At 65.7% G+C, this 21534-nt stretch carries 16 protein-coding genes; 4 read left to right on the top strand and 12 right to left on the bottom strand.

Annotated elements, in window-relative coordinates; all coding sequences use genetic code 11:
- Positions 1 to 41: 41 nt before the first annotated feature.
- Positions 42 to 587 (top strand): ribosome-associated translation inhibitor RaiA, encoded by a 546-nt coding sequence (raiA, locus tag Q0K09_RS05235; protein WP_294473763.1) that lies wholly within the window; start codon positions 42 to 44, stop codon positions 585 to 587.
- Between the two features lie 85 nt (positions 588 to 672).
- On the opposite strand, the gene Q0K09_RS05230 is transcribed toward raiA, so the two are convergent.
- Both Q0K09_RS05230 and Q0K09_RS05225 read right to left on the bottom strand, forming a co-directional pair.
- On the bottom strand, positions 673 to 1641 hold the full coding sequence (locus tag Q0K09_RS05230) for a hypothetical protein (protein ID WP_294473762.1): 969 nt from the start codon (positions 1639 to 1641) through the stop codon (positions 673 to 675).
- Complete coding sequence (locus Q0K09_RS05225) at positions 1638 to 2105, bottom strand: sigma-70 family RNA polymerase sigma factor (RefSeq protein WP_294473760.1); 468 nt, start codon at positions 2103 to 2105, stop codon at positions 1638 to 1640. Before Q0K09_RS05225 ends, Q0K09_RS05230 begins: the two co-directional genes overlap by 4 nt.
- A 123-nt stretch (positions 2106 to 2228) precedes the next feature.
- On the opposite strand from Q0K09_RS05225, the gene Q0K09_RS05220 reads away from it, so the two are divergent.
- Positions 2229 to 3038 (top strand): M55 family metallopeptidase, encoded by an 810-nt coding sequence (locus Q0K09_RS05220; RefSeq protein WP_294473759.1) that lies wholly within the window; start codon positions 2229 to 2231, stop codon positions 3036 to 3038.
- A gap of 35 nt (positions 3039 to 3073) precedes the next feature.
- Positions 3074 to 3937 (top strand): NYN domain-containing protein, encoded by an 864-nt coding sequence (locus Q0K09_RS05215; RefSeq protein WP_294473756.1) that lies wholly within the window; start codon positions 3074 to 3076, stop codon positions 3935 to 3937.
- Positions 3938 to 4344: 407 nt separating this feature from the next.
- Here the strand turns inward: Q0K09_RS05215 and Q0K09_RS05210 are convergent, their stop codons facing one another.
- The 7 genes from Q0K09_RS05210 to Q0K09_RS05180 form a co-directional block, all read right to left on the bottom strand.
- Positions 4345 to 4773, bottom strand: coding sequence for a MarR family transcriptional regulator (locus tag Q0K09_RS05210; RefSeq protein WP_294473754.1), 429 nt, complete (start codon positions 4771 to 4773; stop codon positions 4345 to 4347).
- A gap of 871 nt (positions 4774 to 5644) precedes the next feature.
- Positions 5645 to 8290, bottom strand: a complete 2646-nt coding sequence (locus tag Q0K09_RS05205; protein WP_294473753.1) for a cation-translocating P-type ATPase — start codon at positions 8288 to 8290, stop codon at positions 5645 to 5647.
- 377 nt (positions 8291 to 8667) lie between these two features.
- The gene (locus Q0K09_RS05200; RefSeq protein ID WP_294473751.1) at positions 8668 to 10428 is read right to left on the bottom strand and encodes a D-alanyl-D-alanine carboxypeptidase family protein; all 1761 of its coding nucleotides are present in this window, start codon (positions 10426 to 10428) and stop codon (positions 8668 to 8670) included.
- Positions 10429 to 10473: 45 nt separating this feature from the next.
- On the bottom strand, positions 10474 to 11106 hold the full coding sequence (locus Q0K09_RS05195) for a hypothetical protein (protein ID WP_294473748.1): 633 nt from the start codon (positions 11104 to 11106) through the stop codon (positions 10474 to 10476).
- A 68-nt stretch (positions 11107 to 11174) separates the two neighbouring features.
- The gene (locus Q0K09_RS05190; RefSeq protein WP_294473746.1) at positions 11175 to 12563 is read right to left on the bottom strand and encodes a hypothetical protein; all 1389 of its coding nucleotides are present in this window, start codon (positions 12561 to 12563) and stop codon (positions 11175 to 11177) included.
- Between the two features lie 12 nt (positions 12564 to 12575).
- Positions 12576 to 13985 (bottom strand): MBOAT family O-acyltransferase, encoded by a 1410-nt coding sequence (locus Q0K09_RS05185; protein ID WP_294473744.1) that lies wholly within the window; start codon positions 13983 to 13985, stop codon positions 12576 to 12578.
- 24 nt (positions 13986 to 14009) lie between these two features.
- Positions 14010 to 15731, bottom strand: a complete 1722-nt coding sequence (locus tag Q0K09_RS05180) for an S-layer homology domain-containing protein (RefSeq protein ID WP_294473742.1) — start codon at positions 15729 to 15731, stop codon at positions 14010 to 14012.
- A 553-nt stretch (positions 15732 to 16284) separates the two neighbouring features.
- Between Q0K09_RS05180 and Q0K09_RS05175 the strand changes: the two genes are divergently transcribed.
- Entirely contained in the window at positions 16285 to 18621 is a 2337-nt protein-coding gene (locus Q0K09_RS05175) for an S-layer homology domain-containing protein (protein WP_294473740.1), read from the top strand.
- A 74-nt stretch (positions 18622 to 18695) separates the two neighbouring features.
- Here the strand turns inward: Q0K09_RS05175 and Q0K09_RS05170 are convergent, their stop codons facing one another.
- The 3 genes from Q0K09_RS05170 to Q0K09_RS05160 form a co-directional block, all read right to left on the bottom strand.
- Positions 18696 to 19481 carry an amino acid ABC transporter ATP-binding protein gene (locus Q0K09_RS05170; protein ID WP_294473738.1) on the bottom strand — a complete coding sequence of 262 codons (786 nt, stop codon included), beginning with the start codon at positions 19479 to 19481 and terminating at the stop codon, positions 18696 to 18698.
- A 12-nt stretch (positions 19482 to 19493) separates the two neighbouring features.
- Positions 19494 to 20165 carry an amino acid ABC transporter permease gene (locus Q0K09_RS05165; RefSeq protein WP_294473736.1) on the bottom strand — a complete coding sequence of 224 codons (672 nt, stop codon included), beginning with the start codon at positions 20163 to 20165 and terminating at the stop codon, positions 19494 to 19496.
- A 93-nt stretch (positions 20166 to 20258) separates the two neighbouring features.
- Positions 20259 to 21116 (bottom strand): transporter substrate-binding domain-containing protein, encoded by an 858-nt coding sequence (locus tag Q0K09_RS05160; protein WP_294473734.1) that lies wholly within the window; start codon positions 21114 to 21116, stop codon positions 20259 to 20261.
- Positions 21117 to 21534: the final 418 nt, after the last annotated feature.

The raw sequence follows: 21534 nt of genomic DNA, 5'->3' as shown, positions 1-21534 counted from the left end.
CCACAGCCCCCGGCCGGGGGCGAAAGAAGGAGCTGAATCGTATGAAGTTTGTATTCACCGACAAGAAAGTCTCTCTGCCCGCGTCTGTCCACGCCTACGCCGAGAAGAAGGTGGGCAAGCTGGACCGCTACTTCAAGACCGAAGGGGAGGCCTCTGTCGTCTTCAGTGTAGAAAAGGACAGGAACGTGTGCGAAGTCACGGTCCGGTCCGGCAGCATGATTCTCCGGTCCTCTGAGAGCACCTCCGACATGCGGGCCTCCATCGACGCCTGTGTCTCTGGGATGGAGCGGCAGATCCGCAAGAACAAGGCCCGGCTGGAAAAGCGCCTGCGGACCGACGCCTTCGAGCGCACCGTGGACACGGCTGAGCGATCCGACTTCGCCCCCGGGGAGGAGGAGTCCGAGTTCCACATCGCCCGGACCAAGCGCTTCCCCATCAAGCTCATGTCGGTGGACGAGGCGGTGCTCCAGATGAACCTGGTGGGCCACACCTTCTTTGCCTTCAAGAACGCCGACGCCGGCGGGGCCTTCTCGGTGGTCTACCGCCGCAACGGCGGGGATTACGGCCTCATCGAGGACGATACCTGAGCACAGCGGCGGGCCGGACAGGCCCCCAAGGCCAAGGCCGGCGCGGTCACAGATGACTGCGCCGGCCCTTTGCCGTTTCAAGGCCTCATCCCAGGACCAGGGCGGCGGCCTCCGAGCGGGTGAGGCCCTTGATGCGGTAGGCCGCCACCACCCCGTCGGGGTAGAGGACCCGGAAGGTGAAGCGCAGGCCGCCGGCGTCGCCCCCATCCCCCGGCAGGCCACGGGCGGCCACCACCTCCTCCGTCAGGTCCTCCCAGCGGAAGACCGGGTCCGCAAAGCCCCCCGCCCGGACGGCCTCGGGCAGGCGCTCGCTCCAGGGGCGCTCATATAGGCGCACGTCGTAGGCGGCGGGGTCGGAGACGTCCATGGGCTCGGGAGGGGTCTCCGGCTGGGTGAGGGAGAGAAAGACCTCTCCCAGGGCCCCGTCGCTCCACAGGAGGGTGAGCCAGCTCCCCCCCTCCTGGTCCGGGCCGGAGGTCCCCGAGGCGAAGGAGAAGCCCTCCGGGAGGGTTTCAGGCACATGCGCCCCCAGGCGGGGAAGGGCCCGGCAGGCCTCCAGAGTGAGGTCCGCCGCGGCGGATGGGGCGGCGCCGCCGTCTACCATGAATATAGAGCCGCCCTCCGGGTCCGCTGGGACAAGAGAGGCGTCTGTGGACCCAGACCCGTCCTCCGGGTGCGCCTCGATGACGGTGACGGGCTCGCTGGGGACGGGGGTGGACCAGGGCAGGGGGACTGCCTCTGCCGGGGTCTCCAGGGTGTCTGGTCCGGCGTAGAGCCGGGCGTCTGGGGTAGCCTTGGGGTCCAGGGTCAGCACCGGGGCCCCGGAGACCGCCCCCTGGACCGGGTCCGGGGCGGCGGCAGACTCCTCCGGGGCCTGGGAGAGGCCCACCCCCAGGCCCGCCAGGAGGGCCAGGCCGCAGGCACAGGCCGCCAGCCGGGGCAGGTGGGAGGGCTTCCTCCGGGCGGCAGAGCGGGCTTCCAGGGCGGAGCGGAGGGCGTCGCGCTCCTCCGGGGTGAGGCGGATGGACTCCATATAGCGTTGATAGGCGTTCATGTCGATTCCTCCAGCAGATGGCGCAGCTTTTGACGGGCCCGGGACAGCCGGGAGCGGACCGTCCCCGCCCGGGCCCCGGTGAGGGCGGCGATTTCAGCCACCGAGCAGCCCTGGTAGTAGAAGAGGTGGACCACCAGCCGGTCCTTGGGCGGCAGGGCGGCCACCGCCTGGGCGGCGGAGGCTTCCTCCGGTCCGGCGGCCGGATAGGACTCGGTGAGGGGCGCCGTGGGGTGCCGCCGCCAGAACCGCAGCCGGTCCTTACAGCGGTTGATGGTGACCTTCAGCAGCCAGGCCCGTTCATGTTCGGGGCTCTCCAGAGCGGGGGCCTTCTCCAGCAGTCGGAGAAAGGCGTCCTGGACCGCGTCCCTGGCCTCCTCCGGGTCCCCCAGGCAGGCCAGGGCCGCCCGGTACAGGATGTTCTCATTGCGCAGGACCAGCCCCTCCAAGTCCTCCCGATCCGGCATCTCCTCACCCCTCTCACCCTTTGATACGCCGGAGGGGGCCAAAAGGTTGCGGTATTCAAAGAAAATTTTTTGTGTTATACTGGAGCAGAATCCATCCGGTCCGAAAGAAAGGTGGCTTTCCCCATGCAGGTATATATCAGCGCCGACATCGAGGGGACCTGCGGCATCGCCCACTGGTCCGAAACCGAGCGCTCCTCCCCGGAGGACTACCGGCCCTTCCAAAAGCAGATGACCCGGGAGGTCAGCGCCGCCTGCCAGGGAGCCCTTGCCGCCGGAGCCGACGGCATCCTCCTCAAGGACGCCCACGACTCGGCCCGGAACCTGGACCCCGCCGCCCTGCCGGAGCAGGTCCGACTCCTTCGGGGCTGGACCGGGGACCCCCTGGCCATGATGTCCGGGCTGGACACCGGCGGCTTCGGGGCCGTCCTCTTCACCGGCTATCACGCCTGGGCTTCCTGCCCCGGCAATCCCCTCTCCCACACCCTGGACCCCCAGGCCGAGGAGGTCCTCCTCAACGGCGTCCCGGCCAGCGAGTTTCTCATCAACGCCTACACCGCCGGCTATTACGGGGTGCCGGTGGCCTTTCTCTCCGGGGACGAGGCCCTGTGCGCCTTCGCCTGGACCCTCATCCCGGAGATGGTCACCGTGCCGGTGAACCAGGGCATCGGCGGGGGCGTCCTCTCCATCCACCCGGACGCGGCGGTGGAGCGCATCCGGGCCGGGGCGGAGGAGGCCGTCCGAAGGGCGGCCCGGTGCCGGGTGCCCCTGCCCGATCGCTTTGACACCCAGATCCGCTTCCGGGACCACACCCGGGCCTACGCCAGGAGCTTCTACCCCGGGGCCCGGCTGGAGGACGGCAGGACGGTCTGCTTCTCCTCCGAGGACTGGTATGAGGTGCTGCGCTTCTACCACTTTGTACTGGACAGTGCATAAGGACCGCCGGAAATCATTCTGACAGGAGAACATGTATGACGGAACAAAATGACCAAAGCCTGCGCCTGGCGGTGCTCATTGACGCCGACAACGCCTCCCGCACCGCCATGCGGGACGTGATGAGTGAGATCACCGTCTACGGCACCCCCACCATCAAGCGCATCTATGGGGACTGGACCACCCCCAATATGGCCTCCTGGAAGCCCATTCTGCTGGAGAACGCCATCACCCCCATCCAACAGTACAGCTACACCACCGGAAAGAACGCCACCGACTCGGCCATGATTATTGACGCCATGGACATCCTCTACACCGGCCGCTGCGACGGCTTTGTGCTGGTGTCCAGCGACTCCGACTTCACCCGCCTGGCCACCCGGCTCCGGGAGGCGGGGATGAAGGTCATCGGCATGGGGGAGAAGAAGACCCCCGGGCCCTTCATCGTGGCCTGCGACAAGTTCATCTATATCGAGGTCATCCGGGCGGCCGCCAAGGCGGCCGCCGTCAAGCCGGAGCCCCCGTCCGCCCCGGAGCCGGAGCCCGCCCCCGCCCCGGCGGCGGAGGCCCCCGCCAAGCCCGCCCGGAAGAGCCGGAAGAAGGCGGCCCCGGAGCCCGAGCCGGAGCCCCCGGCCCAGGAGGAGCCCCAGAAGCGGCTGCCCAAGGCGGTGGTCAACCTCATCGCCGACGCCATGGACATGATCGCCGACGAGGACGGCTACGCCTTCATGGGGGAGCTGGGCAACCTGCTTATCCGGCAGCAGCCCGACTTTGACCCTCGGAACTACGGCTTTTCCAAGCTCACCCAGCTCATTCGGAGCATCGACCGCTTCGAGGTGGACGTGCGCCAGACCGGCAATCCCCACACCAAGCACATCTACGTCCGGGATAAGCGGCGGAAATGAGCCGCCCGGAACAGCAAAAGCGCCTCCCCCAGCGGACCGGCATGGGTCCGCTGGGGGAAGCGCTTTTTCCTCTGTCCAGGGCCTAGGGCTTGTTTGAAAATTGGCGATGTGTCCAGCAGCGAGGGATTTTGGGCCGCTGGCAAGCAATTTTGACCCAGGAATCCTGGCGGATTTCAAGGAAAAATTGCGCCGTCCAGGGGACAAAAGACCCGCAGGTTGGGCATATTGACATGTTTCAAACAAGCCCTAGTACTCTACCAAGTTAGAACTTGCAGATTGGATTTCGAGCGGAATTTTTGCAGAACAAGGCAGAGGATGCTGGTGGGCTGACGCCCACCAAGGACGATAACAAAGTGATGCGGAAATTCCGCCGAAAGGCAAATACAAGTTTCTGGCTTGGTGGAGTACTAGTCCCCGGCGTGGTCCACCCGGCCCACCTGCCGCAGGCAGTCCAGAAGGACGGCCCGCTGCTCCGCCGAAAAGCGGCCCAGAATCTCGGCGTTGAGCTGGTCGATGACCTTCAGGACGCCGTCCTTCAGGGCCAGACCCTCCTCAGTGGGGACCACGCGGACGCTGCGGCGGTCGTTGGGGTCCACCACCCGGTCGATGAGCCCCCGCTTCTGCATCCGGTCCAGAACCCCGGAGACGGTGGAGTTCTCCAGCTGGAGAATCTGGGCGATCTCCTTGGGGGTGCAGGAGCCTCGCTCCCACAGGCAGCCAAGAACGCCGTACTGCCCGGGGGTGATGTTGAACGGCTCCAGCCCTGCGGAGAAGGCCTGGAACACCTGGTGCTGCGCCACGGTCAGCAGATAGTTGATACAGCTCTGTAGTGCCATTGCTCCTCCTTCCTTGTTGTTGTCAGAGAGTGGATGTACCCAAGAGAAAGGGCAGCGCCCCCTGGGGGCGCCGCCCTTTATTATAGCATGGGTTCCGTCAAAATGCCAGATTTTTTTCTTCCGGCGGACGGAAGGAAAGCGGGGAGCCGGGGTCCACGTGGGGACCCCGGCTCCCATGTGGATATGCACGGCACCGATGGGTCCGCAGGCGTGGAAGCCTCTCCCCCGCCGGAGGCGGGTCTGCTTCCAGGGCAGGGTAATTCCCATACGGCGTCCTCAGCGCCGCCCCGCAGCGCGGGGCCCCGGAAGGCAGGAGGGGAAGCCGGGGGGGGGGTTACTGGCCGGTGAAGCGCGTTTCCTTCCGCTTCTCCAGGAAGGCGGTCATGCCTGCCTGCTTATCGGCGGCGGCTGTGCCGCACGAATAAACCGCTCTGCGGTTTATTCAGCAGACATTATTATAGCGCAGGCGGGGGTGAAAAGCAATCGGGAGTTAGGGCTTGTTTGAAAAATGTCAACATGCCCAACCGGCGGGGCTTTTGCCCCCTGGACGGCGCAATTTTTCCTTGAAATCCGCCAGGATTCCTGCGAAAAAATTGTTTGCCAGCGGCCAAAATCCCTCGCTGCTGGACACGTTGCTATTTTTCAAACAAGCCCTAGTGTATATGGATATAAATTTTTTGCAGGCATTTTTTATTTTGGTGAATATTTCTTTTTCATTCAACTAATTTTGCCACAGAAATATTTGAAATACGATATCCAGAAATGTAAAAGGAGGTTCCCCCTTTCATCGAAAGGGGGAACCTGTGCGCTGTCAGCTCAAAGGTTCCTGTCAGAACCTGTCTGCGCCGGAAGAAATCCGGGCGGAGGCCGGTTATCTGGTCGCCGCAGCCTCCAGGCGCCTGGCCTGTAGGGCGTCCCAGATGACCTTATAGATTTGGATGACCACAGTGGGCAGGAAGGCCAGCAGAACCACCAGACCGAGTTCCCGCATGGTGACGGGGCTCACCTCAAAGAGGCTGTTCAGGCCGGGGATGAAGAGCACGGCGGCCAGCAGGACCACTCCGGCGGCAAAGGCCCCCAGGCTGGCCTTGTTGGAGGTCAGGCCGATGTGGAAGATGGAGGGGAGGCCCCGGCAGTTGAAGCCGTGGAAGAGCCGGGCCAGGGTCAGGGTGGAGAAGGCCAGGGTGGAGGCCAGCCCCGCGCCGCCGTCCCGGAGGCCGATGAAGTAGGCCCCCATCACAGCGGCGGCAATGAGGGCGCCGTAGGCAAAGATTTTGCCCAGCAGGGCCCGGTTGAGGATGGGCTCCTTGGGGTTCCGGGGCTTCTGGTTCAGCAGGTCCCCGGTGGCGGGCTCCACACCGATGGCGATGGCGGGCAGGGAGTCGGTGAGGAGGTTGATGAAGAGCAGGTGGACCGGGGCGAAGGGCACCGACAGCCCCAGCAGGGAGGTCAGGAGCACGCAGAGAATGCCGGCCATGTTGCCGGAGAGGAGGAAGTTGATGGCGTTTTTGATGTTGGTGTACACGCCCCGGCCGTTGACCACCGCCTTGACAATGGTGGCGAAGTTGTCGTCGGCCAGGATCATGGAGGCGGCGTCCTTGGAGACCTCGGTGCCTGTGATGCCCATGGCCACGCCGATGTCGGCGGCCTTGAGGGCGGGGGCGTCGTTGACGCCGTCGCCGGTCATGGAGACAATCTTCCCCTTGGCCTGCCAGGCCTTGACGATGCGGATCTTATGCTCCGGGGAGACCCGGGCGTAGACCGAGATGCGCTCCAGGCGCTCGTCCAGGCCGGCCTCGCTCATGCCGTCCAGCTCCACACCGGAGACAGCCTCGTCCCCCTCCCAGAAGATGCCCAGCTGCCTGGCGATGGCCGAGGCGGTGACCTTGTGGTCGCCGGTGATCATAATGGTGCGGATACCCCCCCGCTTGGCGTCGGCCACAGCCTGGATGGCCTCGGGCCGGGGCGGGTCGATCATGGACACCAGGCCAATGAAGGTGAAGTCCCTCTCGTCCTCCAGGGTCAGGGTGTGGTTCTCCGGCAGCTCCCGGTAGGCAAAGGCCAGCACCCGCAGGCCCTCCATGGACAGCTCCATGTTCACCCGGGAGATGCGCGCCCGCCACTCCGGCGTCATGGGGACCGGCCCCCCCCGGGTGAGGACCTGGGTGGAGCGGTCCAGCAGGACGTCGATAGCCCCCTTGGTGTAGAGGGTGGGGACCCCCTCGATGTTGTGGAGGGTGGACATGAGCTTCCGGTCGGAGTCGAAGGCCAGCTCTCCCAGCCGGGGGTGCTGGGCCCGGTAGGCCACCTCGTCCACCCCGATGCGGTCTCCCAGCATCACCAGGGCCACCTCGGTGGGGTCGCCGATGCCGGCGCCAGTCTCGGGGTCGGTGGTGGCGTCGCTGGCCAGGAGGGCGGCCTTCAGGAGCAGCCGCTGGACCCCGTTGACCAGGTCCAGGGCGGCCCCCTCCAGCAGGGAGCCGTCGGCGTAGATCTTCTGAGGGGTCATCTTGTTCTGGGTCAGGGTGCCTGTCTTGTCCGAGCAGATCACCGACACGGCCCCCAGGCTCTCCACCGCCTTGAGGTCCTTCATGATGGCGTTCTCCCGGGCCATTTTCTGGGTGCCCAGGGCCAGGACGATGGTGACGATGGAGCTCAGGGCCTCCGGGATGGCGGCCACGGCCAGGGCCACAGCGAACATCAGGGCGTCGAGAATGGGCATCTCCCGGTAGAGGGAAAGGCCGAAGACCAGGGCGCAGATGATCAGGATGACGGTGGCCAGCTTCTTGCTGAAGTCGTCCAGAGACTGCTGGAGGGGGGTCTTGCGCTGCTGGGTCTGGTTCATCAGGGCGGCCACCTTGCCCAGCTCGGTGTCCATGCCGGTGCCGGTGACCACGACTTCGGCCCGGCCATAGGTCACCAGGGAGCCGGAGAAGACCATGTTCTTCCGGTCACCCAGGGCCACCTCCTCCCCGGGGATGACCTCGGCGGTCTTTTCCACCCCCTCGCTCTCGCCGGTGAGGGAGCTCTCGTTGACCTTCAGGGAGAAGTTCCGCAAAATGCGGCCGTCGGCCACCACCATGTCCCCGGCCTCCAGCTCCACGATGTCGCCGGGGACGATCTGGGCCGAGGGCACCGCGGTCCGAACCCCGTCCCGGAGGACCTTGGCCGTGGGGGAGGACATGGCCTTCAGGCTCTCCAGGGACTTTTCCGCCTTGAAGTGCTGGACGGTGCCCAGGATGGCGTTGAGGATCAGCACGGCGAAGATGACGATGGTGCTCTCCACATTGCCGGAGACGGCGGAGATCAGGGCGGCGATGAGGAGGATGACAACCAGAAGGTCCTTGAACTGCTCCAGGAAGACCTGGAGGGGGGACTTGCGCTTGCCCTCGGCCAGAGCGTTTTTCCCATAGCGGTTCAGCCGCTCCGCCGCCTGGGCGGAGGTGAGGCCGGTCCGGCTGGCCTCCAGGTCGCGGAGGGTCTCTTCGGGGGTGCGGTTAAAGTACGGTTTTCCCATAGGCGGCACACTCCTTTGGTAAGTATCATGTCCAAAAGCAAAGAAAAAAGACCTTTGAGCACATCCTCCGCAGACCAAGCAGAGTACATGCTCAAAAGTCTTGTCACCGAAACCGGCGTCCCCCACCAGGCCCAGGGCCGTGATGTTGATGGAGAAGCTTGCGACTACTCCCTTTTGAACTAGGAGAATTATAAGGGATGGGGAAAACTTTGTCAAGGAAAATTTTTGCCCGGAGCCGGACCTGGGCCCGATCCTCTGCGGGGGCCGGCAACAGCCAAGCCGCAGAAAAGGAGCGGGGCCGGAAGTGGTATTCCGGCCCCGGCCCGCGCATGGGGCTTCGGGAGGGGGCTGTCCCGGACGGCAGCCCTCTGGACCGGCTACACAGGGATGACGCTGCGGATGCTGGAGATGAGGAAGTCGCCGCGCCCCTGATTGTTCACAATCAGGCTGTGGGCGTCCAGGTCGTTGAAGTGCCACCATTCCGACGCCAGGGGGGTCAGGCCGGCCTCGGTGCAGTAGCGCTGGAGGCCCAGGGCGGGCTCGTTCATGGAGCCGGAGAGCTCCGCGGTCAGCCAGGCAGTGGCGGAGAGGCTGTTCACCGGGACGGTGAAGGTGGCCGCCGCCTGGCTGAGCTCGTGAATGGGGGTGGGCATGGTGTAGAGCTCATACTCCGTAACCTGGAGGTAGCGGTAGCCGTTGACGGCCAGATCCTCTACATTGGACACCTTGGCCAGCGAGACATCCACCGCGTAGCCGCGCTGGTGGTTGGAGTAGCCGCCGGCAATGAACCAGGAGATGTTCCAGGGCGGGTCGGCCACCGACGCCTTCACCTCCGGGTCGCTGCGCACCATGGCCGCTACGGCGTTGTACACCTTGGTCTGGACCTGGCTGGGCCGGTACCCCTCGTAGAGGACCAGACAGTTGCCCTCGGAGAGGGCGGCCCGCTGGACCTGGCAGAGCTTGAAGGCCATGGCGTAGAGCACCGGCATCATGAACTCCTCCCGGCCCAGCCGCTGGTTGTAGGTCCGGCCTGGATAGAAGGCCTGTCCGGTGACCTCCGGGATGGACTTGCCGCAGGTGACGAACAGGGAGGCGTAGCTGTTGGTGGCGTCATAGAGGATGGAGGGGATCACATCGGGCAGGTTCACCAGGCAGTAGCGGTGCTCCACCCAGCCGGTCAGCTCCCCGTGGCGCAGGTCAGTCTGGGCCTCGCCGGCGTAGTAGTCCGCCTCCACCGAGATCTGCCACCACTCCCCCTCCTCCCGCAGGACGGTAAAGGGGGTGCCGGAGGGCAGCAGGGTCAGCGCACCGTCGGTGAGGGTGGGGGGGGCGGTCTCCTCCGGGGGTGTGGTCTCCTCCGGGGGTGTGGTCTCCGCCGGAAGGGTCTCCGCCGGAAGGGTCTCCGCCGGAAGGGTCTCCGCCGGAAGCGTTTCCGCCGGGGCAGTCTCCGCCGCCGGGGACTCCGCAGGGGCGGAGGGCTCTGTTTGGAAGGAGGACGCCGGGGGGGTGGCCTCCGGGATCCGGCTCTCCGAAGCGGGGGCGGTCTCCGGGACCGGGGCGGTCTCCGGCGGTTGGGTCTGGGGGGTCTCCTCCACCGCAGGGGCCGCAGAGCTGGCCGAAGGCGCCGGACTGGGCAGGACGGCGGCCGCCGCGCCGGCGGTGACCCCAGGCGCAGCCGCAGCGCCGGTGGAGATCCCAGACGGCGCCGGGGCTGCGGTGCTGGGGAGGGGCAGGGAGGCGGAGGCCTGGGCGGACTGCTCCTCCGTCAGCCGGGCAGCCTCGGCCGCCTCCCAGTCGGCCACCGCCTGGGCAGCGGCCTCTGCGTCCTCCACCGCCGCCCACAGGGGCAGCTGCACCGAGGCGTAGCCCGTGGCCCCCTGAATGGGCAGCTCCAGGCCGTTATAGTCTCCAGGCAGCGCCACATCCAGGGTGCGGCCCTCTTCCCAGGTGGGGCCCTGGTCCTCGGGAAAGAGCTCCGCCATGGAGGCGTCAGGCCCCAGCTGGGGGGACTGGGTGCTCTTCACCGGCGGGAGGTTTTCCACCTGCTCCCGCTGGGCGCAGGATGTGGTGCACAAAAACAGGAGCGCCAGGAAAAGCGCGGTGCTACGTTTCATCATGAAGGTCTCCTTCTGTCTCATGACACGCTTCAGGCCCTCCCCAAAGGGCGAGGGTCTGGGGGAAATTTAGAGGACGTCTTCCACGGTCTCCACGCCGTCCTCCCGGTATGTATAGACGGTGAAGCCGTCGTAGATCAGCTCGCCGTCCTCGCCGGGACCCAGACAGCTGGGGGCATAGGAGCTGCTGAGGGGGGCTCCCAGGGCGTCGGTGAGGCTGGAGACATTCTGGCCGATGTAGGCCCGGGCGTCGTCGGCGGTGGCCTCGGCAGGGGCTTCCGCCACCGGGGCGGGGGTCTCTGCGGGGGCGGTCTCCACGGGGGCGGGGGTCTCTGCGGGGGCGGTCTCCACGGGGGCGGCGGTCTCCACGGGGACGGGGGTCTCTGCCGGGGCGGTCTCCATAGGGGCGGGGGCGGCCGGCTCAGGGGTGGCGTCCGTCACCTGGGGCGCCGGGCTCTCCGGGACGGGGATGGTTTCCGGGGCAGGGGTGGATGTCCCCGCCATGTTCTCCGCAGAGGCGGCGGGGCTGGTCTCCGGGGCGGTCACCGTGACCTCCTCCGTGGGCGCGGCTCCGGCGGGGGTGGCCTCCACCGGAGCGCTGGCCGGGGGGGTCTCCTCCGTGCCGGCCTGACTGCCGCCGCAGGCGGTGAGGCCCAGCAGAGTCAGGGCCAGCAGCAGGGCAAGGGTCCTCTTTTTCATCATAATCTCCGTCCTTTCTGAAATGTGTCGCTTTCTGCCGCAATGTTTTTTGGGAGGTGCGTTTTGAGGGGTTAATTTGCTTGCGCCAAGTCCGCGCCGGCAGCATAGAGCTGCCCGCCGGACTGATACAGAATTTCCGCCGCCCCCTGGGCCCCTTCGGCGGGGACGTACAGGGTGAAAGGCGTCCCCTCCCCCGCCGCCCCCGCAGGACAGGCCTCATAGAGGGCGTCGCCCAGTTGGACATAGATGGGGGACTCCTGGTCCACGGGTCCGGTCAGACGGCCCTCCATGCGCACATAGCCCTCCAGGAGGCCGTCGTCCGCTGCGGTGATCCGGGCGGCGGCCTCCCCCTGGGGCGGTACGCCGTTCAGGGTCCGCTCCGGGGCCGGGAAGATGGGGGCCTCGGTGGCCAGCCAGTCCAGGTTGCGCTCCACGATCTCAATGACCACCGTGTCCGCCCCGGTCTGGTCCAGCAGGGACATGGTGTAGGGCATGGCCCGGGAGAAGGCGGCCTCCCCGTAGGCATCGGCTAGGAAGCTGTGGAGCAGATTGCCGAAGGAGTCCCGGAACATCAGCAGGCTGCCGCTCCGGTCCGGGTTCTCCGTCTGGATGAACTGGTCCTCGGGACTGCGGATGGGCCGGACATAGGAGAAGGAAAAGGCCCGGTCAAATTCCGCGTCGGCCTCGGTCTGGGTCCCGGTGGGGTAGAGCATCTCGTAGAGATCCCCCAGCCAGGGCTCCCCCGGGTGATAGGTCCCGCCGAAGAAGAGCGCCTGGTCGGTCTTGTTCAGGGCGGCGATGATGGCGTCGTGGGCCAGGGCCGCCCCCCGCGTGTTCCAGTGGGAGTCGGTGCGGTAGTAGAGGACCTCCTCCGTCTCCCGGAAGGGGGCAAACAGGTCGATGTAGGGCACCCCCTGGGCCTCCAGATAGGGAACCAGGCGGTCGATGTCGTCTTCCCCGGCCAGGGGCGTGCCCACATAGGGCAGGTACTCTGGATAGAGGCTGGCCTTGTTGGGGGCCACCGTCACATAAAACGCCGCCCCCCGGCTTTCGGCGTACTCCTGGAGGAGGGCCAGGGTCCGGGCCGCCCCGAAGAGCTGCTGCTCCCTCAGGGGGTCCGTGCGGAGGTAGCCGGCCAGGGTCTCCCGGTAGAAGAGCCAATCCTCCCGGCCCAGCACCACGTCCTCCTCCGCCGAGACGTGGAAGACCGCCGCGTCCAGGACGGCTCCGGCGGTGATCATTTCCTGCCGGAAGGCGAAGTGGTCGGCCACATAGTCGGTGACCTCGTCCAGCACCGCCGTGTTGAACCGCCCGTCCTCCAGAAAGACTTGGGGGGCGGGGGAGAGGGCCTGGTTGGCAGCCGCCTCGCCCTCTGGCAGGAGGAGCATCCCCACAAAGGGGACCAGGCAGACGGTCAGGAAGGCGGCCAGGGCCAGATTGGCCTTTGTGCTTGTTTTCATGCCGCGCCCCCCTTAAAACTGGAAATAGATGAAGGGGTTGAAGGTGGCCCCCGCCAGGGTGAGCACGCTCACCCCGAAGAGTGCGCTGTACCCCAGGGCCGCCGCCCCCTCCCGGGCCTGCCGGGGCAGGCTCCGCGCCTGGAGGCGCTGCCACGCCCGCTGGGGGATGCCAAAGGCGAAGAGCAGGCCCATGAGGAGTAAAAAGACCGTCTTGGCGTCCAGCAGGGCAATGAGATGCAGGGTGTGCGCCGGGGCCAGGGAGAAGCCGGTGAACATGGCGGTAAACATCACTCCGGCGTCGCCGATGGTGTCGGCCCGGAAGAGGGTGAAGCCCAGGATCACCACCAGCATGGTGTAGATATGGCCCAGCCAGGACTTCTTCAGCCACTTGGGAAAGGCTTTCATCCCCTCCAGGGTGGAGAACAGGCCATGCCACAGCCCCCAGAGCACAAAGGTCCAGTTGGCCCCGTGCCACAATCCAGTGGCGAAGAAGACGATGAGCTTGTTCAGGTGGGTGCGCTTCTCCCCCTTCCGGCTCCCCCCCAGGGGGATGTAGAGGTAGTCCCGGAACCAGGAGCTCAGGGAGATGTGCCACCGCCGCCAGAACTCCTTAATGGATTTGGCGGTGTAGGGTAGCTCAAAGTTCTCCAGGAACTGGAAGCCAAACATCCGCCCCAGGCCGATGGCCATGTCGCTGTAGCCGCTGAAGTCGAAGTAGATCTGGAGGGTGTAGCACACCGCCCCCAGCCAGGCCAGGCGGGAGTCCAGCTCGGCCGCCGTCAGGGCGAAGACCGCGTCGGCCACCTCTCCGGCGGTGTTGGCCAGGAGCATTTTCTTCCCAAAGCCGGCGATGAACCGCCGCAGGCCGGACAGGGTCAGATCCGGGGTGACGCTCCGGCGGTCGATCTGGCCGGCCACGTCGTGGTAGATGACGATGGGGCCGGCGATGAGCTGGGGAAAGAAGGAGATATAGAGCAGCAGCTTTCCAGGGTTCCGGGTGCCCTGTTCCGGGCGGCGGTAGACATCAATGACGTAGCTCATGCCCTGGAAGGTGTAAAAGGAGATGCCGATGGGCAGCACAATCCCCGTCAGGGCCAGGCCGGCCCCGGTGAGGCTGTTGACGGTGCTGATGAGGAAGTCCGTGTACTTGAAGGCCCCCAGCACCAGCAGGTTGGCCGCCGCCGCCAGCCCGGCGGCCAGACGGCGGTGGGTGCTCTTGGACTGGAGCCACAGGCCGAAGAGATAATTGATGCACACGCTGAGCAGCAGCAGCGCCAGATAGGGGAGCTGGCCGAAGGAGAAGAAGATCAGGCTGGCCAGGGTGAGCCAGGCGTTCCGCAGGGGCAGACTGGGCAGGAGCCGGCAGCCCAGGTAGGTCACCGGCAGGAACACAAACAGGAAGACAGGAGAACTAAATACCATTCTGCGACATCCTCACGCGGCAGTTTAGCGAATATAGGTAAAGGGGGCCTGACTGGGGAGCATCATAAACAGGTTGTAGCCTCTCACCCCGTAGTCGTAGCGGTAGCGCCACTCCAGCTGGGGGTCGAACATATAGTTGGTGCCGTCCAGATTGATCTCCACCCAGCCGTGTGGGCTGCTGCTGGCGCCCAGGCCTCCCACCACCGTGTGGGCCGGCAGGCCCAGCTGCCGGGCCAGCAGGCAGAAGAGGGCGGAAAAGCTATAGCAGTTGCCCCGCCCCAGCTCCAGGAACTCCTCGGCGTAGGCCGGCTCCCACCCGGTCTCTCCCCGGGAAACCAGGTTCCGGCGCAGGTAGGAAAAGTTGTCCCGGACATAGTTGTAGAGGGCCTGCAGCTTCTCGTTCCGGCTCATGGAGTCGGTGGTGTAGGCATCCACAATCTGGTGGAGCTGCGCATCCAGTGTGTCGGAGCCGGTGGTGTAGCGGCCCGCCGCGTCAAAGGTAAAGCCGTCCACGGTGGTGGAGCGGAGAAACACCCCGTCCCGGACCCGGTAGAGCCAGCTGCCGAAGCGGTAATAGCCGTCGGAGAGAGGGGTGGTCTCGGTCTCCACCCGGGTCCACACCTCCCCGCCGCTGCTGGTATAGTCGTGAGAGACGGTGGCCTCCATGATCTGGGCGTAGGCCCAGTGGCTGGAGGGCACATCGGGGAAAATCCGCAGGTTGGTTTCACTGGCGGCGGCAATGGCGGCGGTATCGGGGGTTCGGCCCAGCATGTGGTTGAAGATCACGGCGGCCTCCGCCCGGGTGAGGGCCTCGTCGGGGCGGAAGGTGCCGTCGGGATAGCCGCTGACCAGGCCGTGGGAGACGGCAACGGCGATGGCCTCGTAGGCCGGATGGCCCTCCGGCACGTCGGTAAAGGAGAGGTCCGCACCCTCGCCAGGGAGGAAGTGCCACAGGATCAGGGCGAAGTCCCCCCGGGTGAGGACGGCGTCCGGCTGGAAGGCGGCGCCCTCCGGCCGGTCCAGCACCCCCAGGGCCCCCAGGGAGGTGATGGCCTGGGTGTACCACATGCCCTCGGGCACATCGGAGTAGGTGGCCCGGCCCTCCGGCTTCTCCACCAGTAGGCTGTAGAGAATCTGGGCCGCCTCGGCCCGGGTCATGTCCTGGTCAGGGTGGAAAAGCCCGTCGCTGATGCCGTCCATGTACTTGGTGTGGTCCCGGTTGTTCAGGGGAATGTCCTCATAGGGGGTATAGGTCTGGTTCTGCCAGATGCGCTCGGTGGTCAGGTCCACCGGCCAGCCGGTCTCGTCCTCCCAGCCCAGATAGCCCGCCCCAAGGATCGGGACCCTCTGGGGCGCCTCCCCCGCCATGACCTCCTCGGTGAAGGTGAAATCCCCTGTCCGATAGGTGACCTGATAGCGCCCCTGGCCGTAGACCGCGTAGAGGGTCAGGCTCTCCTGGGGCAGAAAGGAGGTGTCGGGCAGATACTCCGGCGCACTGGCGCCCTCCTGGGTGGACCAGCCCACAAAGCGCAGGGCGTCCTCCTCTCGGGAGTCCCGCAGCTCCGCGCCGGGCAGGGTCACCCACTCCCCCGCCGGAGCGGACAGGCTGTCGGGAATCTCGCCGTAGCCGCCGCTGTCGTCGAAGTGAATCCAGACCAGACTCTGGGCGGCCTGGGAGGCGGGGGCACCGCACTCGTACAGCAGAAGGGTCAGGGCCGCAGCGACCAAAATCCGAACCTGTTTCATCAAAACACCTCACGCTCCCCTGCATCCGGCGGCCGGCCCTTCCCAGCGGCCGCCTTATGGGGTGATATACGCAAAAGCCAACGGACACATGCCCTGGCCAGGACAGGCGCCGGGGACGGTTTTGGGTGCTTTTCCGCGCTTCCCGCCGGCTCCTGTCGAAGGATGGATTTATTTTTACACAGAATTTCCGTTTATGCAACCTTAATTTTAAAGCGGAACAGGGCGGACGCACCTGGGGAGGGTTGGCGCTTCCCCCGGTCATTCGGGGGATTTCCCCCAAATTCGCGGTCTCAATTTCTTACAAGTATAATCAAAAATTCTGCCGTTGTAAAGTGCGGAGCACGGCAAAGCAGGAGAATTTTGGAGCAGAAAATTTTACCTGTCAAGCGCCTCCATCTGGGCGGAGGAGCGGCGGGCTCCGGCGGGAAACGTGCTCCCCGGCGGGAAACGACACACTTCCGGTTGCAATTTTTGCCGGGAGACGCTATACTTGGGAGGAGATCATCGAATGCCGGCCGGGCCTGGCCGGCGCTGTGTTATGGAGGTGCCCCGCATGAAACTGAAACAACTGCTCTCCGGCGCCCTGGGACTGGCCCTGGCGCTGACGGTATCCGCCCCGGCGGCGTCTGCGGCGTCCGCGGCCTTCCCGGACATCCAGAACCACTGGGCCAAGAGCTACATAGAGGCCATGACCATTGCCGGCATGTTCAAGGGCTACGACGACGGCAGCTTTAAGCCTGAGAACCTGCTGACCACCGGCGAGGCCCTGGCCCTGTGCGCCCGGGCGGTGGGCCTGGACACCGCCACCACCCAGGACATCGCTGCGGACTACTACGAGGAGGTCCACGACATCCTGGGCGGGCAGCAGTCCTGGTTCTACCAGGAATTTTCCATCTGCCTGGCTACAGGCATCCTCACCGCCTCCGGCCTTCAGAGCCTGGTCCGCACCGGGGACCTGGACGAGCCCATCCCCAAGGAGGACCTGGCGGTCTACCTGATCCGGGCCATGCAGCTGGGCCCCATGTCGGAGCGGCTGACCTCCTACCCCCTGCGCTTTGACGACACCGCCTCCATCGACCAGGACGCCCGGCCCTCGGTCTATCTGTTGAACATCTACGGCATTGTGGAGGGGGACGAGTTCAACGACTTCAGCCCCAAGCTCTACGTCAACCGGGCCGTCATGTCCACCATGCTCACCCGGGCCCTGGCCTATATGGACGCGCACGGCACCTCCCCGGACCTGCCGGAGTACACCGACTACGACTTTATCCAGGGGACCATCGCCGCCTCCCCCACCACGGTGGGGAACACCCTCCGCCTCTCCTTGACCAATGACCTCACCAGGGCCCCCCTGGCCGCCATCTCCCTGCCTGACGGCGTGACCATCTATGAGAACAACATGGAGAGCACCCTCTCCGCCCTGAAGGCGGGCCGTCACGCCCGGGTCTGCCTGGACCGGAACGGCGCCCCCTTTGCCGTCCGGGTCAGCGACACCCTGGAGACCTGCACCGCCACCGTCAACGGCATCGACGGCTACAACGTGGCCGTCACCGCCGAGGGGGAGGGGCGGCTGCTGGCCATGGACCGCTTCACTCAGGTCCAGATCAACGGCCGGACCACCGGGGGCCGGGACCTGGTGGACCCCGCCGCCAACTACACCGAAGCCGTCTGCCAGCTGGACGACCAGGGGCGGCTGGTGGCCATCCAGTTCACCGGCGGCTTCCATCTGGAGGAGGGGATGCTGGCGGGCTACAGCCGCTCCACCGCCTCTGGAGAGGCTGCCCTCCTGGTCACCGGCTTCAACGGCGTCACCCGGAATTACGCCCTCCCCGCCGGCGCCTCCATCACTGTGGACGGGGCCGCCGGCAGCCTCAGCAGCCGCCTGGAGGGCAGCTATGTCTCCCTGCGGATCTCCGACGAGGACAACGCCATTGCGTCCGTTTCGGTGGACACCGTCACCGAGTATGTCCAGGGCGCCATCCGGGCGGTGGATGAGGACCGGGAGACCATCACCGTGGATCACCTCAACAGCGGTCGGCGCACAGAGTACGACGTGCTCTCCACCGCTGTCATCACCCACGAGGACCAGGCCGTCCGCCTGCGGGACCTGGAGCGCAGCGACTTCGTCACCCTCCGCCTCAACGAGGCGGATGAGGTCACCCAGATTCAGTCCTACCCCAGCGCCACCTCCGCCGAAGGGGTCCTCACCGACCGGATTTTCGGCGAGGGTACCGTCCTCACCTTCGTGGTGACCCGGGACGACGGCGCCATGGTGAGCTTCCAGGTGGACCTGGCCGACCCCCCGCTGGTGGAGCGGGACGAGGTGGACAGCACCGTTGACCAGCTGGCCCTGGGGGACGAGGTGGAGGTCACCGTCCGCAACGGCGAGGTCACCCGCATTACGGCCCTGACCCAGAGCGTCAACCTGGTGGGCACCGTGGAGCGCATCATCCAGGAGAGCAGCGGCTACACCCTGGAACTGGTCCTCTCTGACGGGGAGACGGTCTCCTATGCGGTCAGCAGCGGCGTCTCTGTGACCCAAAATGGCCGGGCCATGAATCTCTCCGACCTGCGGCCGGGTTACCGGCTGGGACTGGCGGTCAACGGAAACCACGTCCTCTCCATCGAGATTCAGCAGGCTGTCAACACCGGAAACCGACTTACCGGCACGGTCCTCTATGTGGACAGCGGGGAGGACTACCTCTACCTCCGGGCCACAACCGACACCGGCGGGGAGGAGATGGTCACGGTGGACCTGCGCAGCGCCACCATTCTCGACGCCGTCAGCGCCGCCCGCGTGGAGCCCTGGACCCTGGAGGGCCGCTCCATTGAGGTCACCGGCTCCTACAGCGGCACGGAATTCGTGGCCACCATCATCATCTGCTACTGACCCCAGGCGGGGCAAAAATCAGGGCGGCTGGAATCCTTGGATTCCAGCCGCCCTGTGTTTCGCGCGGGGGCGCTTCAGCTCTGGGCGTACCGGGAGAGGAACTGCCGGGTGCGCTCCTCCCGGGGGTGTTCCAGGACCTCGCCGGGGGGGCCCTGCTCCACGATGACGCCGCCATCCATGAAGATGACCTGGTCGGCCACGTCCCGGGCAAAGGCCATCTCATGGGTGACGATGACCATGGTGGTCCGCCGCTCCGCCAGCCCCCGGATGACCCGCAGGACCTCCCCGGTGAGCTCCGGGTCCAGGGCGGAGGTGGGCTCGTCAAAGCAGAGGATGTCGGGCTCCAGGGCCAGGGCCCGGGCGATGGCCACCCGCTGCTGCTGCCCGCCGGAGAGCTGGTGGGGGTAGTGCCCTGCCCGGTCGCTCAGGCCCATCTGCTCCAGCAGGGCGCGGCCCTGGGCCTCGATCCGGGCGTGGATCTCCCTGCGGTTGGCCTTGTAGTCCGGGGCCTCCCGGGCCAGGAGCTCCCGGGCCAGGGTGACGTTCTGGAGGGCGGTGTACTGGGGGAAGAGGTTGAAGGATTGGAACACCAGCCCGAAGTGGAGGCGCTTCTTCCGCACGTCGGCCTCCCGCTGGGTGGCGGGGTCGGCGGCGTCGAAGAGGGTTTCTCCCTTCACCAGAATGCGGCCCTGGTCGGGGCGCTCCAGGAAGTTGAGGCACCGCAGGAGGGTGGTCTTTCCGGAGCCGGAGGAGCCGATGATGGCCAGGGCCTGGCCCTGGGCCAGGGTAAAGCTGATGTCCTCCAGCACCCGGGTGGCGCCGAAATGCTTTTCAATGTTTTGAACTTCCAGAATGGACATAACCGCGCCTCCTCACTTAAAGTAGTCCAGCTTTTTCTCCACCCAGGCGAAGAGCAGGGTGAGCCCGCCGTTGAAGATCAGGTAGTACAGGCCCGTGAAGAGCAGGGGCCACCACAGGCCGGAATAGCCATGGGAGCCCTTCATGAAGGCGTAGCCCGCCCAGATGACCTCCTGGAGGGAGATGATGCGTGCGATGGAGGTGTCCTTCACCAGGGTGATGATCTCGTTGGCCATGGGGGGGACAATGCGCTTGATCATCTGCAAAAGGGTGACCCGGAAGAAGATCTGGGACTTGGTCATGCCCAGCACCAGCCCGGCCTCCTGTTGGCCCGCCGGGACTCCCTGGATGCCCCCCCGGTAAATTTCGGAGAAGTAGCAGGCGTAGTTGATGATGAAGGCAATGGCGGAGGCCAGGAAGCGGCCGGACTCGCCGCCGGGCCAGGGGCTGCCGCCCTCCAGCACCATGCCGGGGACATAGAAGATGACGATGAGCTGGAGCATCAGGGGGGTGCCCCGGATGATCCACACCACCGTGCGGGCGAGCCAGCGCAGGGGGGTCAGGCGGCTCATGGAGCCGAAGGAGATCACCAGCCCCAGGGGGATGGCCCCCAGGAGGGTCACGGCAAAGAGCCGCAGGGTCTGGAGGAAGCCCTCGTTCAGGGCCCCGATGACAGTCAGGAACATGGGCGCGTCCCACCTCGTCTCAAGAGAGTAAAGGAAGCAGAGGGCGCGGGCCCTCTGCTTGTTTCGTGGCTGGGCGGCGGTCCGCTCCGCCGGTTACTGGGGGATGATGGTGGCCTGGACGCCGTAGGTCTCGGCAATCTGCATCATGGTGCCGTCGGCGTAGCTGGAGGCAAAGAACTCGTTGAGGGCGGGACACAGGTCGGAGCCCTTACGGAAGCCCACGCCGTACTGCTCGCCCTCCTCGGCGTTGAGGGTGACGGTGGAGGTGAGGTTGTCATAGCTGGTGCCCTCCCCCACCATGGCGCCGGCCATGAGGGAGTCGATGATGGCGGCGTCGGAGGTGCCGGAGCTGACCTCCAGCAGGGCGGTGGCCTGATCCACCACCTCATTATAGGTAAAGCTGTACTCCTGGGCCTGCTGTGCGCCGGCGGAGCCGGACTCCACGGCGAAGGTCAGGCCGCTGAGGCTCTCCACATCCTGGTACTGGTCGGCCATGCCGGCGGGGACCACCACCACCTGGGCGTTGTTGCAATAGGCGTTGGAGCACTCCATGGCGGAGAGGACCTCGTCGGTGAGAGTCATGCCGTTCCACACCACGTCGATGGTCCGGCCGTCCAGCTCGAAGATCTTGTTGTCCCAGTCGATGATCTGGAACTCCACGTCCACGCCCAGGCTCTCTCCGAAGGCCCGGGCCATGTCGGCGTCAAAGCCGATCCAGTTGCCGTCGCTGTCCTGGTAATCCATAGGCTCGAACTCGGTGATGCCCACCACCAGGACGCCCTTCTCCCGGACGTAGGCCAGGTCGCTCTCGGCGGCGGGGGTCCCGGCGGGGGCGGTCCCCGCAGGGGCGGAGCTTGCGGGGGCAGGGGTCTCGCCGCCGCCGGAGCAGGCGGCCAGGGACAGGCAGACAGACAGCGCCAGGGCAGACGCCGCAATGCGGTTCTTCTTCATGGTTATGTATCCTCCGTTTTCGATGGAATTGGGCCCGGAGCGCCCCGGGACTTTCACATATTATCACGATAAATTGATAATGTAAAGAAGAAAGTTGCCCGAAAGCGGGGAGAAAACGCCCCGTTTTTCCGCTGCCCGGGGGGCTGGCTGGGGCGGAAAACAATTCGGGATAAAAATTTTTGCAAAACCAACAGTCTGGAGACTTTTTTAATTGACAATTTGGGCAACCCGGTATATGATTGTGCTTGGGAAAAATGGCTTTGGATAGGTATGCCCATCCTGTGGGCCGGAACTTGAAAATGCCATGGGGAAGGCCTTTGCCCGGCCCCGAAAAATGAATAGGAGGAAACCAGAAATGAACATGCTTGTGTGCGTCAAGCAGGTGCCGGACACGACGGAAATTAAGATCGATCCGGTA

Origin of the sequence: uncultured Intestinimonas sp. (assembly GCF_944387725.1) — a bacterium.
Taxonomy (GTDB): Bacteria; Bacillota; Clostridia; order Oscillospirales; family Oscillospiraceae; genus Intestinimonas.
Note: the sequence above shows the minus strand (reverse complement) of the source record. Positions and strands in the feature narration are given on the sequence as shown.